Below are 13,236 nucleotides of genomic sequence, written 5' to 3'. Positions count from 1 at the left end.
GGATGATCCTTTTCCCGGCGATAGATCTCAAGGACGGCCAGTGCGTGCGCCTCAGGCATGGCGACATGGCGACCGCGACCATCTACAACGATGATCCTGCCGCCCAGGCGCGAGCCTTCGAGCAACAGGGCTTCGAATGGCTGCATGTCGTCGACCTCAACGGCGCCTTCCAGGGCCAGAGCGTCAACAGTGCGGCGGTCGGCGCCATCCTCAAGGCAACGAAGAACCCGGTGCAGCTCGGCGGCGGCATCCGCACGCTGGCGCAGATCGAGGATTGGCTCGATCGCGGGCTGGCCCGCGTCATCCTCGGCACGGTGGCGGTGCGCGATCCCGACCTGGTCAAGCAGGCCTGCAAGGCGTTTCCGGGCAAGGTCGCCGTCGGCATCGACGCCAAGGGCGGCAAGGTCGCCGTCGAGGGCTGGGCCGAGGCGTCGAGCCTTGGCGTCATCGAACTGGCGAGGAAATTCGAGGGCGCCGGCGTCGCCGCCATCATCTACACCGACATCGACCGCGACGGCGTTTTGACCGGCATCAATTGGGACGCCACCATCGACCTCGCCGATGCCGTGTCGATCCCGGTGATCGCTTCCGGCGGCCTCGCCTCGATCGCCGACATCGTGCGCATGACCATGCCCGATGCGCAAAAGCTCGAAGGCGCGATCTCCGGGCGCGCGCTCTATGACGGCCGCATCGATCCGGCCGAGGCCCTGGCGATCCTCCAGGGCAGGGCGGAGCCGCGGACGTGAAAATTTCCATCATCCTGGCCTCCTATGACAGCGGCCATTACCATGGCGGCATGGGCCAAGGTCCGGACGCGCTGGTCTCGGGCGGGCTCGTCGAAGCCTTGACGATGGCCGGTCACGACGTCGCGGTCGGGGACATCGGCAAGGTCGGAGACGATCAGGAGCGCGAGATCGCCACCGGCTTTGCCGTCTGCAACGCGGTTGCGAGCGAGGTTCGCCTTGCCCGTGACGCCGGTCGGTTTCCCATCGTCCTTGCGGGAAACTGCCTGACCAGCGCCGGCGCGGTCGCCGGTGAGGACGCCGATGCGATCATCTGGGCCGACCAGCATGGCGACCTGAACACGCCCGAGACATCCACATATGGCTTTCTCGACGGCATGGCGCTGGCGACGGTGCTTGGCCTGTGCTGGCGGCCGATGGCGTCGGCCATTCCCGGCTTCAGGCCGATCGATCCGTCGCGTTGCGTGCTCGTCAACGCGCGCGATCTCGATCCGGCGGAAAGACAGCTTCTCGAGACCTTGCCGATCGTGCGGACGGAATGCTCCGGGGTGGCCCAGGCGGCCGAAAGACTGAAGATCGCCGGCGCCAGACGCGTGCACATGCATCTCGATATGGACGTGCATGATCCCCGGGAGCTGCAGGCCAACCGCTATATCACTTCGGGCGGCCCGAGCCCGGAACAGCTGCGCGACGCCACTTGCGCCATGGCGCTGGCGGTGCCGGTCGTCGGCATCACCGTCTCCGCCTACGACCCGGCCTTCGACGCCCAGGCCGATGTTCCGCCGCTGGTTGGCCAGTTGCTGAACGATCTCATCGCCACGATAGAGGGCCGCTGATGCTGAAAGCCCGTGTCATCCCCTGTCTCGACGTCAAGAACGGCCGTGTCGTCAAGGGCGTCAACTTCGTCGATCTCGTCGACGCCGGCGATCCGGTCGAGGCGGCCAAGGCCTATGACGCGGCCGGCGCCGACGAACTCTGCTTCCTCGACATCACCGCTTCGTCGGACAATCGCGAAACCATCTTCGACGTCATCGCACGCACCGCCGAACAATGTTTCATGCCGCTGACCGTCGGGGGCGGCGTGCGCCAGGTCGCCGATATCAGGAAGCTGCTCTTGGCCGGCGCCGACAAGGTGTCGATCAACACGGCCGCGGTGAAGAACCCGGATTTTGTTGCCGAGGCCGCCGACAAGTTCGGCAACCAGTGCATCGTCGTCGCCATCGACGCCAAGAAGGTGTCGAGCACCAGTGAGACCGACCGCTGGGAGATCTTCACCCATGGCGGCCGCGAAAAGACCGGCATCGATGCGGTCGAGTTCGCCCGGAAAATGGTCGATCGCGGCGCCGGCGAGATCCTGCTGACCTCGATGGATCGGGACGGCACCAAGGCCGGCTACGACATCGCGCTGACCCGCGCGATATCAGACGCCGTGCGCGCGCCGGTGATCGCTTCCGGCGGTGTCGGCACGCTCGACCACATGGTCGAAGGCATTCGCGACGGCCATGCCGGCGCGGTTCTGGCGGCGTCCATCTTCCATTTCGGCACCTACACGATAGCGCAGGCCAAGGCACATATGGCCGCCGCGGGGCTGCCGATGCGGCTGGACTCTGTGAATAATCGGCCCTAAAGCATGATCCCGAAAAGTGGGAACCGTTTTTCGGAAAAAGATCATGCTTAAACAAGCAGATAGATGACGGCCATGACCGAGTTTTCACTGTCAGATCTGGAAAAAATCGTCGGGGAACGCGCCCATTCCGGCGACCCGGACTCGTGGACGGCAAAACTGTTCGCGCGCGGCATCGACAAGGCGGCGCAGAAGCTCGGCGAGGAGGCGGTAGAGACGGTGATTGCCGCCGTCAAGGGCGACAAACAGGCCATCGTTTCGGAAAGTGCCGATCTTATATATCATTGGCTTGTCGTTCTCGGCCTCTCCGGGGTTCCGCTGAGCGACGTGCTCAGGGAACTCGAAGGCCGCACCGGGCGTTCGGGGATCGCCGAGAAGGCGTCACGGCCCAAGGGCTGACCGCGAGGAGGGCAGGTATCTCGATGGATCAGCTCGCGCCGACCGAGAAGTATTCCCCCTTTCGCTTCTTCTCCGCCGAGCAATGGTCGCAATTCCGCGCCGATACCCCACTGACGCTGAGCGCGGACGAATTCCGCCGCCTGCGCTCGCTCAACGATCCGGTCGATCTCGAGGAGGTCACGCGCATCTATCTGTCGCTGTCGCGGCTGTTGTCGGCGCATGTCGAAGCGAGCCAGCTGCTGTTCCGGCAACGCCAGGCCTTCTTCAACGCGGTCGACGTGGTCAAGACACCCTTCATCATCGGCATCGCCGGTTCTGTCGCCGTCGGCAAATCGACCACCGCACGCGTGCTGAAGGAACTGCTGGCGCGCTGGCCGTCGAGCCCCAAGGTCGATCTCATCACCACCGACGGTTTCCTGCTGCCCAACGAGGTCCTGCGCCGCGAGAACCTGATGGAGCGCAAGGGTTTCCCCGACAGCTACGATGTGGGCGCGCTGCTGCGCTTCCTGTCGGGCATCAAGTCGGCGCTGCCCGATGTCCGCGCGCCTGTCTATTCGCACCTGACCTATGACGTCATTCCCGGCGAGTTCGTCACCATCGACAGGCCGGACATATTGATCTTCGAAGGCATCAATGTCCTGCAGCCCGGCAAGCTGCCGCAGGACGGCAAGATCGTGCCTTTCCTGTCGGACTTCTTCGACTTCGCCATCTACATCGATGCCGACGAGAAGCTGATCCACAACTGGTACATTTCCCGCTTCATGCGGCTGCGTGAGACCGCCTTCCGCAATCCGGACTCCTTCTTTCACCGCTATTCGCAGCTGTCGGAGGGGTCGGCGCGCGCCATCGCCGAAGGCCTGTGGACCAACATCAATTTGAAGAATCTGCGCGAGAACATCCTGCCGACGCGGGCCCGCGCCGACTTGATCCTGCGCAAGGGCGCCGACCACCTGATCGAGGAAGTGGCGCTCAGGAAGCTGTGACGGCCGGCTTCGTCACCCGTCGCAATGTCAGATTGATCCGCCCGCCGTTTTTCAGCAGCGCCGAGGTCGAGGGATAGATCCGATCGACGCCGTGAAAGCACAGCCGCCCCTCGCCGCCGAGCACCACGACGTCACCGCTTTGCAGCCTGAACGACTTGGTGGCGCCATCACGCGTAGTCTGGCCGACTCGGAACAGGCAGTCGTCGCCGAGCGAGACGGAGACGACCGGCGCCGAAAAATCGGCCTCGTCGCGGTCCTGATGCAGCCCCATTTTTGCATCCGGCGTGTAGAAATTGATCAGGCATGCTTCCGGCGGGTGCGGATAGCCCGAGACCTCGCGCCACAGCTCGAGCAGCGCATCCGGAATTGGCGGCCAAGGCGCCCCGGTTACCGGATGCGCCGGCTGGTAACGATAGCCGTGCTCCTTGTCGGTGACCCAGCCGAGCGGCCCGCAATTGGTCATGCGCACGCTCATCTCCTTGCCGGTGCGCGGCATGGCCGGCACGAACAGCGGCGCCTGCTGCACGATCCGTCTCACCTCATCGACCAGCGCTTCCTGCACGGTGCGTGACAGATAGGCCGGCATGTGGCGGACACCTTTGGGCAGAACGAGCACGGATTCGGTCACCTCCCGGATGGTTCGGAACCGTAAAATGTCACGATCAAAAGAAAACGGCGACCCGAAAGCCGCCGTTCTAACTCTTTGTTTGGCACAATTCCGGACGGAAAACCGTTTCACACTTTTCCTGGAATTGCTTTTCGCAAATTGGCATCGCCTTGATCAGGCGAGATCTGGGATGCGCAGCACCTGGCCCGGATAGATCTTGTCGGGATGGGTCAGCATCGGCTTGTTGGCCTCGAATATGACCGTGTTCTTGACGCCTTGGCCCTGGCCGTAGCTTTTCTCGGCGATCTTCCAGAGATTGTCGCCCTTCTTCACCGTGTAAAAGGTGGGCTCCTTGGCCGGGGCGGCGGCCGTGCCAGACGCTGGCGCGACCTGCAATTCGTCCGCCTGCACCTTGGAGACGCCGAGCGTGTTGCCGACGGCGATGACTGCCTTTTCGAAGATCGATTGATCCTTGACCACGCCCTTCAGCACCGCCGTGTCACCCTTGACGACGACCTCGACGCCATCGGTGCCGAGTTTGTGCGAATCGAGCTCCTTCTTGAGTGTGTCGGCCGAGGGTGCGGCTTCGTCGTCACCGCCGATGCCCAGTTTCTTGCCGACGCTCTTGACGAAATCGAACATGCCCATCCTTGGGTCTCCCTTGCTAATGGCAATGGTTGAACCTTGCATCTGCGGTCCAAAATGGGAAGTCGTTTTGTGCGCGTGCCTAGATCCAAGAGATAGAGCATGATGTCGCCCGAAACCGCTTCACACTTTTCGGCATCATGCTCTGGTGTGGTGCTTAATCGTTCTCCACCCGGCCGCGCAGCTTCTTGATCGTGCCGCGCCCGGCCTTGCTCTTCAGCCGCCGCTCCACGGCGCCCTTCGATGGCCGTGTCTTCTTGCGCGGCGGCGGTGGCGGTTCGGCGGCCTTGGCGACCAATGCCGTCAGCCGTGCCCGCGCATCCGCCCGGTTCTGTTCCTGGGTGCGGAAGCGGCCTGCCTCGATGACGATGACACCGTCCTTGGTGGCACGCTGGCCGGCAAGTTTGATCGTCCGCTCGCGCACGCGCTCCGACAGACCCGTTGCGTTGGCCGCGTCGAAGCGCAGCTGCACCGCCGTCGCCACCTTGTTGACGTTCTGGCCGCCGGGGCCGGACGAGCGGATGAAATCCTCGTGCAGGTCGCCCGGATGGATAACCGCATCGCCTGATATGATGATGTTGTCGTCGCTCGCCATGCCGCAGTCATGGCGCGGCGGATCGAAAAAGAAAAGGCCCGATCGAACCGGGCCTTTCAACGAAAGCTGAACCCTGTGGCGCGATTACTCCGCCGCTTCCTGCATGCGCGGCGCGGCGCCCAGCACCACGGCATCGACATGGCTTTCGAATTTCTCGAAATTGACGGCGAACATGCCGACCAGCCTTGCCGCCTGCCGGTCATAGCCGGCCTTGTCGGCCCAGGTCGCCCGGGGGTCCAGAATCATCGGGTCGAGAATGCCGCTGTCGACGCCCGGGACAGCCACCGGCACCGCGAAACCGAAATGAGGGTCGGTGCGGAACTCGGCCGTCTTCAGCGAGCCGTCAAGTGCGGCGGCAAGCAAGGCGCGCGTCGCCTTGATCGGCATGCGCTTGCCGGTGCCGTAGGCGCCGCCGGTCCAGCCGGTATTGACCAGCCAGCAATCGGCGCCGTGGCCTGCAATCAGCTCGCGCAGCAGATTGCCGTATTCAGAGGGATGGCGCGGCATGAACGGCGCACCGAAACAGGTCGAAAACGTCGCTTCGGGCTCGGTTACCCCCTTTTCGGTTCCGGCCACCTTGGCGGTGTAGCCGGAGAGGAAGTGATACATCGCCTGCGCCGGGGTCAGCCGCGCGATCGGCGGCATCACGCCGAAGGCGTCGGCGGTCAGCATGATGATGTTGTTGGGATGGTTGGCGCGGCCGGTCTTGCTGGCATTGGGGATGAAGTCCAGCGGGTACGCGCAGCGTGTGTTTTCGGTCAGCCTTCCGTCGTTGAAATCCGGCACGCCATCGGCGTCGAGCACGACATTTTCCAGCACCGTGCCGAAGCGCTGCGTGGTGGCGAAGATTTCCGGCTCGGCTTCCGCCGACAGCTTGATCGTCTTGGCGTAGCAGCCGCCTTCGAAATTGAAGATGCCGTGCGGTCCCCAGCCATGCTCGTCGTCGCCGATCAACGTGCGCGAGGGATCGGCCGAGAGCGTCGTCTTGCCGGTGCCCGACAGGCCGAAGAAGATGGCGGCGTCGCCGGCCGCACCCTCATTGGCCGAGCAATGCATCGGCATCACGCCTTTCGCCGGCAGGAGATAGTTGAGCATGGTGAACACCGACTTCTTCATCTCGCCGGCATAGGAGGTGCCGCCGATCAGCACGATCTTGCGCGAAAGATCGACGGCGATCACCGTTTCGGTGCGGCTGCCGTGACGGAGGGGATCGGCGCGGAAGGACGGCAGGTCGATGATCGTCATCTCGGGCACGAACTGCTCGAGTTCGGTGGCACCGGGACGAATGAGCAGATTGCGGATGAACAGCGAGTGCCAGGCAAATTCGGTGATCACCCTGGTCGGCAGCCTCGACTCCGCATCGGCGCCGCCGACCAGATCCTGGACGTATAGATCCTTGTCCGCGGCGTGCGCCTGGAAATCGGCGAGCAGCGTGTCGAACTGGGCCGGCGAGATCGCCTTGTTGTTCTCCCACCAGACATGTGGTTCGGTGTCACCGTTGCGGACGACGAACTTGTCCTTGGGCGAGCGGCCGGTGTGCTGGCCGGTCTCGGCGACCAGCGCGCCATGGGCGGTCAAGCGGGCCTCGCCGCGCCGGATCGATTCCTCATAAAGGGTAGCCGCACCGAAATTATAGCGCACCACGCCGGTGGTTTTCAGGCCGATATGATCGATCGCGCAGGCGGAATTGCGTTTGCCGACTTCCGACATCGAGTGTCCCTCTTGGATTTGCCGCATCTTTGCCGGCACGTTTCCAGCACGCCCACTACGCGGGCTGAGATGGTCAGAACCAGAAAAGGCAAATGATATCAAATCATTAATCGATTTAAATATTTTGAAAGTTGTTTAAATCGTTTATATGTGCAAAAAGTTTCGCGGTTGCCCAAAGGATTGGCGATGTACGTTCGTCCAACCCATGTCGAGGTAGGATTGTGGCCGCCGGCATGCCGCGCGTGACAGCGGACAAGGCCTATGCCACATTTTGTACCTAATTTGTCCTGCAAAAGCCCCTTCTCTACGACAGAAGGGACAGCTCATGAGGGAGCCGCTTGAAATGGCAACAATCGCGCTTGTCGATGACGACCGCAACATTCTGACATCGGTGTCGATCGCCTTGGAATCCGAGGGGTATCGCGTCGAGACCTACACGGATGGTGCGTCGGCGCTGGAAGGCCTGGCGGCACGCCCGCCGAACCTTGCCATCCTCGACATCAAGATGCCGCGCATGGACGGCATGGAACTGCTGCGCCGGATGCGCCAGAAGTCCGACCTGCCGGTGATCTTCCTGACCTCCAAGGACGATGAGATCGACGAGTTGTTCGGTCTCAAGATGGGCGCCGACGACTTCATCCGCAAACCCTTCTCACAGCGCCTGCTGGTCGAGCGCGTGCGCGCCGTGCTGCGCCGCGCCAGTGCCCGCGAGGCTGCCGCCAAGACGCCAAGCCAGCAGGCCCGCTCGCTCGAGCGCGGCCAGCTCGTCATGGACCAGGAGCGCCACACCTGCACCTGGAAAGGCGAGCCGGTGACGCTCACCGTCACCGAGTTCCTGATACTGCATTCGCTGGCGCAGCGTCCTGGCGTCGTTAAAAGCCGTGATGCGCTGATGGATTCGGCTTATGATGAACAGGTCTATGTCGACGATCGCACCATCGACAGCCACATCAAGCGGCTGCGCAAGAAGTTCAAGGCCGTCGACGACGACTTCGAGATGATCGAAACCCTTTACGGAGTCGGATACCGGTTCCGCGAAGCGTAAGTAGCAGGGCCTGCTATTCGATGGCAGTGGAAACACAGCGAACAAGACCGGCGGGCGCCTCCAGGCGGCCGTCCCGGATCATGCCGTCCTTCGTCTCGAAGATCACGGTGCCGATGCGCCGCTTCCTCGGCCATCATATCTTTTCCAGCCTGACGCGGCGTATCCTGTTCCTCAACCTTGCCGGCCTCGCCGTCCTGGTGACCGGCATCCTCTATCTCAACACCTTCCGCGACGGACTGATCGACGCCCGCGTCGAAAGCCTGATGACCCAGGGCGAGATCATCGCCGGCGCCATTGCCGCGTCGGCGACCGTCGAGACGGATTCGATCAGCATCGACCCGGAAAAGCTGCTTGAGCTGCAGGCCGGCGAAAGCCTGGGACCCGGCTCCGACCAGCTCGACAATCTCGACTTCCCGATCAACCCGGAGCGGGTCGCGCCGGTGCTGAGAAGGCTGATCTCGCCGACCAGGACCCGCGCACGCATCTATGACCGCGACGCCAATCTGCTGCTCGATTCGCGCCACCTCTATTCGCGCGGCCAGATCCTGCGCTACGATCTGCCGCCGGTTGAAGAGGAAGAGCCCGATCTTGTCGAGCGCATCCAGAAATTCGTCTTCGACTTCTTCCGCAACACCGAGCTGCCGGTCTATCACGAGCAGCCGGGCGGCAATGGCGCCGCTTTCCCGGAAGTGGTCAAGGCTCTCACCGGCAGCCCGTCGACCATCGTGCGCGTCAGCGAGCAGGGCGAGCAGATCGTTTCGGTGGCGGTGCCGATCCAGCGCTTTCGTGCCGTCCTGGGCGTGCTGATGCTGTCGACCGAAGGCGGCGACATCGACAAGATCGTCGCCGCCGAGCGCAAGGCGATCCTGCGCGTCTTCGGTATCGCGGCCCTTGTCACCGCCATCCTGTCGATGCTGCTTGCCTCCACCATCGCCAATCCGCTGCGCCGGCTGTCGGCGGCGGCGGTGCGGGTGCGGCGCGGCGTCAAGAGCCGTGAAGAGATCCCCGACTTTTCCGACCGTCAGGACGAGATCGGCAATCTGTCGATCGCCATACGCGACATGACCAACGCGCTCTACGCCCGTATCGAGGCGATCGAAAGCTTTGCGGCCGACGTGTCGCATGAATTGAAGAACCCGCTGACGTCGCTGCGCAGCGCGGTGGAAACCTTGCCGCTGGCCAAGAACGACGATTCGCGCGGCCGGCTGATGGATATCATCCAGCACGATGTCAGGCGGCTGGATCGGCTCATCACTGATATTTCCGACGCCTCGCGCCTCGACGCGGAGCTCGCGCGCGAGGATGCCGGGACCGTCGATTTGAAGAAATTCATCACCGATCTGGTCGCCGTTTCGCGCGAAGCGACGCGTAACAAGAAGGCGGTCGAGATCGAGTTCAAGGCCGCCAAACTGCCGCAAGGCGTCAAAGGCTACGTCGTCGTCGGGCATGATCTGCGCATCGGCCAGGTCATCACCAATTTGATCGAGAACGCCCGTTCCTTCGTTCCCGAGGACCATGGCCACATCAGCCTCTCGCTGGCGCGTGCCGGCAAGTTCAACATCGTCACCGTCGACGACAATGGCCCCGGCATCCGCGCCGACAACATCGACCGCATCTTCGAGCGCTTCTACACGGATCGGCCGGCCGGCGAGGCATTCGGCCAGAATTCGGGCCTTGGCCTGTCGATATCCAGGCAAATCGTCGAGGCTCATGGCGGCACGCTGACCGCCGAGAACATCCCCGGCACCAAACCCGGCGAGATCAAGGGCGCACGCTTTGTGGTGACATTGCCGGCCGAAGGCTGAGAGCATGAATTCCAACCACGCTTGGTCCAGCCGTGCAGCCTGAAAATATTCACGCGACAATGGTTTTGATCGGCGAGCGCGGCATTCTCGTCACCGGAGCATCCGGCTCGGGCAAGACGACGCTGGCGCTGGCGCTCATCGACCATTGTCGCCATCGCGGCCTGTTCTCGCGGCTCGTCGGCGACGATCAGCTCTTCGTCGAGGCGCATGCCGGGCGGCTGCTGTGCCGCGCTCCCGCCGCCATAGAAGGCCTCGCCGAGGTGCCGGGGCTCGGCCCCCGACCTCTGCCATTCGAGCCGGCAGGCCTCGTCGACCTCCATGTCCGCCTGGTGCCGGCCGGCGAAGCGGTGCGCTTCCAGGAGGATACCGCAAGCAGCATTGCGGGCTGTCTGGTGCCGCGGGTCGACGTGGTCGAACGCAATGTCCCAGCGGTCTTGCCGGTCGTGATGGCGCGGCTGTCGATCGCGCCTTTTCTATGATCCGTTCCGGGTTTTTTGCTGCAATGCGTCAAAATGGCATGTGCCTGCGCAATTTTGGGCTTGTCAACGGGCCGTGCGTCGACAAGATAGCGCTCCCGCCGCCTGGATTGGCTGGCGAGCATAAAATGCGCCTGTGAAGCGGCGATGACGGGAGCCACCAAAGAATGATCGGACTCGTGCTTGTAACGCACGGTCAACTGGCCACCGAGTTCCGACATGCCGTCGAACATGTCGTCGGGCCACAAGACAATTTCGAAACCGTGGCGATCGGTGCCGACGACGATATGGAGCAGCGTCGCCGCGACATCGTCGACGCTGTTGCCCGTGTCGATACCGGGGCGGGCGTCATCGTGCTGACCGACATGTTCGGCGGCACGCCCTCCAACCTTGCCATTTCGGTGATGGAATCCGGCCGCACCGAGGTGATCGCCGGCATGAACCTGCCGATGCTGATCAAGCTCTCCTCGATCCGCAAGGGCGACAACATGGCCGCCGCGCTCGATGAGGCTCAGGCCGCCGGTCGCAAATACATCAACGTCGCCAGCCAGCTCCTGAGCAGCAAATGAACGCCCTGTCCCCGGAAAAAGATCAGATTGTCCGGGACTTTCCCATCATCAACCAGCGTGGCCTTCATGCCCGCGCTTCGGCGAAGTTCGTCCAGCTGGCCAGCGGCTTCGATGCCTCGGTGCATGTCGAGAAGGACGGCGTCAAGGTCGGCGGCACCTCGATCATGGGCCTGATGATGCTGGCGGCAAGCCCCGGCTATTCGATCCGCGTCACCGCCAGCGGGCCGGAGGCCCGGCAGGTCATCGACGCCCTGGAGCAGCTGGTGGCGTCCCGCTTTGGCGAGGAATGCTGAGTGCAGATGCGCGTCTGAGAGACATGCAGGGATAAAGATTTCTTTATATCCCATTGTCGACCCTGCTCCGATCTGCTAGTCAGGCCGGCAATTCGCGCCCTTCGACGCGCCGACCGGCGCGGGCGTGTCCGCAACAAATTCGCAAGCACAACATTCGCATCGGAGTACTGCCATGACGGGTAGCAAGGACTATGTGGTCGCCGACATCTCGCTTGCCGGCTGGGGCCGCAAGGAACTCGAGATCGCCGAAACCGAAATGCCGGGCCTGATGGCCTGCCGTGAGGAATTCGGTCCCAAGCAGCCGCTCAAGGGCGCGCGCATCACCGGTTCGCTGCACATGACGATCCAGACGGCGGTGCTGATCGAGACGCTGAAGGAGTTGGGCGCCGATATCCGCTGGGCCTCCTGCAACATCTTCTCGACCCAGGACCATGCGGCCGCGGCCATCGCCGAAGCCGGCATCCCGGTGTTCGCCGTCAAGGGCGAGTCGCTCGAGGAGTATTGGGACTACACCGACAAGATCTTCCAGTGGGCCGATGGCGGCCTCTCCAACATGATCCTCGATGATGGCGGCGATGCCACCATGTACATCCTGATCGGCGCCCGCGCCGAGGCAGGCGAGGATGTGCTGTCCAACCCGCAGAGCGAGGAAGAGGAATACTTCTACGCCCAGGTCAAGAAGCGCCTGAAGGCTTCGCCCGGCTTCTTCACCAAGCAGAAGGCGGCGATCCGCGGCGTCACCGAAGAGACGACCACCGGCGTCAACCGCCTATACCAGCTGCAGAAGAAGGGCCTGCTGCCCTTCCCCGCCATCAACGTCAACGACTCGGTCACCAAGTCGAAGTTCGACAACAAATATGGCTGCAAGGAATCGCTGGTCGACGGCATCCGCCGCGGCACCGACACGATGATGGCCGGCAAGGTCGCTGTCGTGTGCGGCTATGGCGACGTCGGCAAGGGCTCGTCGGCCTCGCTCAAGGGCGCCGGCGCCCGCGTCAAGGTCACCGAGGTCGATCCGATTTGCGCCCTGCAGGCGGCGATGGACGGTTTTGAAGTCGTCACGCTGGAAGATGCGGCCCCCACCGCCGACATAGTCATCACCACCACCGGCAACAAGGATGTCGTCACCCTCGACCATATGCGCTCGATGAAGGACATGGTCATCGTCGGCAACATAGGCCACTTCGACAATGAGATCCAGGTCGCCGCGCTGCGCAATTTGAAATGGACAAACGTCAAGCCGCAGGTCGACATGATCACCTTCGCGGACGGCAAGCGGATGATCCTTTTGTCGGAAGGGCGGCTGCTCAATCTCGGCAACGCCACCGGCCACCCGAGCTTCGTCATGTCGGCATCCTTCACCAACCAGGTGCTGGCCCAGATCGAGCTCTACACCAAGCCCGGCCAGTACGAGAACCAGGTCTATGTCCTGCCCAAGCATCTCGACGAAAAGGTCGCGCGCCTGCATCTCGACAAGCTCGGCGCCCGCTTGACCGAACTGTCCGGTGAACAAGCCGCCTATATCGGCGTCACGCCGCAGGGTCCGTTCAAGCCGGAACACTACCGCTATTAACCAAAGCTAAAATTACTACCAGATATTGAGGCCGGGCGATTGACTTTTCGCCCGGCCATATTTTTGCGCGCCATCAGCCTTCACGGCGATTCGGCGAGGGGTTATTGTCAGGTGATTCGGCGATGCTTCCAGCCCGAGAGGGTCAAGAGAGGCACGCATCAGGGCGGTC

The 13,236-nt window shown here is 63.0% G+C and carries 15 protein-coding genes; 11 read left to right on the top strand and 4 right to left on the bottom strand.

Annotated elements, in window-relative coordinates; all coding sequences use genetic code 11:
• Positions 1-2: 2 nt before the first annotated feature.
• From hisA to coaA, 5 genes are all read left to right on the top strand, one after another.
• Entirely contained in the window at positions 3-746 is a 744-nt protein-coding gene (gene hisA / locus NKH97_RS18425; RefSeq protein WP_023810640.1) for a 1-(5-phosphoribosyl)-5-[(5-phosphoribosylamino)methylideneamino]imidazole-4-carboxamide isomerase, read from the top strand.
• Positions 743-1,579, top strand: a complete 837-nt coding sequence (locus tag NKH97_RS18420) for an arginase family protein (protein ID WP_023810639.1) — start codon at positions 743-745, stop codon at positions 1,577-1,579. The genes hisA and NKH97_RS18420 overlap by 4 nt, the downstream gene beginning before the upstream one ends.
• Positions 1,576-2,370 carry an imidazole glycerol phosphate synthase subunit HisF gene (gene hisF, locus NKH97_RS18415; protein ID WP_023810638.1) on the top strand — a complete coding sequence of 265 codons (795 nt, stop codon included), beginning with the start codon at positions 1,576-1,578 and terminating at the stop codon, positions 2,368-2,370. The genes NKH97_RS18420 and hisF overlap by 4 nt, the downstream gene beginning before the upstream one ends.
• A 72-nt stretch (positions 2,371-2,442) precedes the next feature.
• The gene (locus NKH97_RS18410; protein ID WP_023810637.1) at positions 2,443-2,766 is read left to right on the top strand and encodes a phosphoribosyl-ATP diphosphatase; all 324 of its coding nucleotides are present in this window, start codon (positions 2,443-2,445) and stop codon (positions 2,764-2,766) included.
• Between the two features lie 23 nt (positions 2,767-2,789).
• Positions 2,790-3,749 carry a type I pantothenate kinase gene (gene coaA, locus NKH97_RS18405; protein ID WP_013528342.1) on the top strand — a complete coding sequence of 320 codons (960 nt, stop codon included), beginning with the start codon at positions 2,790-2,792 and terminating at the stop codon, positions 3,747-3,749.
• Here the strand turns inward: coaA and NKH97_RS18400 are convergent.
• From NKH97_RS18400 to NKH97_RS18385, 4 genes are all read right to left on the bottom strand, one after another.
• Positions 3,736-4,365, bottom strand: coding sequence for an alpha-ketoglutarate-dependent dioxygenase AlkB family protein (locus tag NKH97_RS18400; RefSeq protein ID WP_023810636.1), 630 nt, complete (start codon positions 4,363-4,365; stop codon positions 3,736-3,738). The genes coaA and NKH97_RS18400 overlap by 14 nt on opposite strands.
• A gap of 165 nt (positions 4,366-4,530) precedes the next feature.
• The gene (gene lysM, locus NKH97_RS18395; protein WP_023810635.1) at positions 4,531-5,004 is read right to left on the bottom strand and encodes a peptidoglycan-binding protein LysM; all 474 of its coding nucleotides are present in this window, start codon (positions 5,002-5,004) and stop codon (positions 4,531-4,533) included.
• 154 nt (positions 5,005-5,158) lie between these two features.
• A complete protein-coding gene (arfB, locus tag NKH97_RS18390) occupies positions 5,159-5,596 on the bottom strand; it encodes an alternative ribosome rescue aminoacyl-tRNA hydrolase ArfB (RefSeq protein ID WP_023810634.1) in 438 nt (145 codons plus the stop codon).
• A gap of 84 nt (positions 5,597-5,680) precedes the next feature.
• Positions 5,681-7,306 (bottom strand): phosphoenolpyruvate carboxykinase, encoded by a 1,626-nt coding sequence (locus NKH97_RS18385; protein ID WP_128302730.1) that lies wholly within the window; start codon positions 7,304-7,306, stop codon positions 5,681-5,683.
• 343 nt (positions 7,307-7,649) lie between these two features.
• On the opposite strand from NKH97_RS18385, the gene NKH97_RS18380 reads away from it, so the two are divergent.
• The 6 genes from NKH97_RS18380 (at position 7,650) to ahcY (ending at position 13,067) form a co-directional block, all read left to right on the top strand.
• Positions 7,650-8,351 carry a response regulator transcription factor gene (locus NKH97_RS18380; RefSeq protein WP_013528337.1) on the top strand — a complete coding sequence of 234 codons (702 nt, stop codon included), beginning with the start codon at positions 7,650-7,652 and terminating at the stop codon, positions 8,349-8,351.
• Positions 8,352-8,371: 20 nt separating this feature from the next.
• A complete protein-coding gene (locus NKH97_RS18375; protein WP_023810632.1) occupies positions 8,372-10,156 on the top strand; it encodes a sensor histidine kinase in 1,785 nt (594 codons plus the stop codon).
• A 32-nt stretch (positions 10,157-10,188) separates the two neighbouring features.
• Positions 10,189-10,635 carry an HPr kinase/phosphorylase gene (locus NKH97_RS18370; protein WP_023810631.1) on the top strand — a complete coding sequence of 149 codons (447 nt, stop codon included), beginning with the start codon at positions 10,189-10,191 and terminating at the stop codon, positions 10,633-10,635.
• A 164-nt stretch (positions 10,636-10,799) separates the two neighbouring features.
• On the top strand, positions 10,800-11,201 hold the full coding sequence (locus tag NKH97_RS18365) for a PTS sugar transporter subunit IIA (RefSeq protein WP_010912939.1): 402 nt from the start codon (positions 10,800-10,802) through the stop codon (positions 11,199-11,201).
• Positions 11,198-11,494, top strand: a complete 297-nt coding sequence (locus NKH97_RS18360) for an HPr family phosphocarrier protein (RefSeq protein ID WP_023810630.1) — start codon at positions 11,198-11,200, stop codon at positions 11,492-11,494. The genes NKH97_RS18365 and NKH97_RS18360 overlap by 4 nt, the downstream gene beginning before the upstream one ends.
• A gap of 172 nt (positions 11,495-11,666) precedes the next feature.
• On the top strand, positions 11,667-13,067 hold the full coding sequence (ahcY, locus tag NKH97_RS18355) for an adenosylhomocysteinase (protein ID WP_023810629.1): 1,401 nt from the start codon (positions 11,667-11,669) through the stop codon (positions 13,065-13,067).
• Positions 13,068-13,236: the final 169 nt, after the last annotated feature.

It is taken from the genome of Mesorhizobium sp. M0870 (assembly GCF_040319775.1).
Classification (GTDB): domain Bacteria; phylum Pseudomonadota; class Alphaproteobacteria; order Rhizobiales; family Rhizobiaceae; genus Mesorhizobium.
The sequence above is the reverse complement of the archived record's forward strand: the minus strand, read 5'-3'. Positions and strand labels throughout refer to the sequence as shown.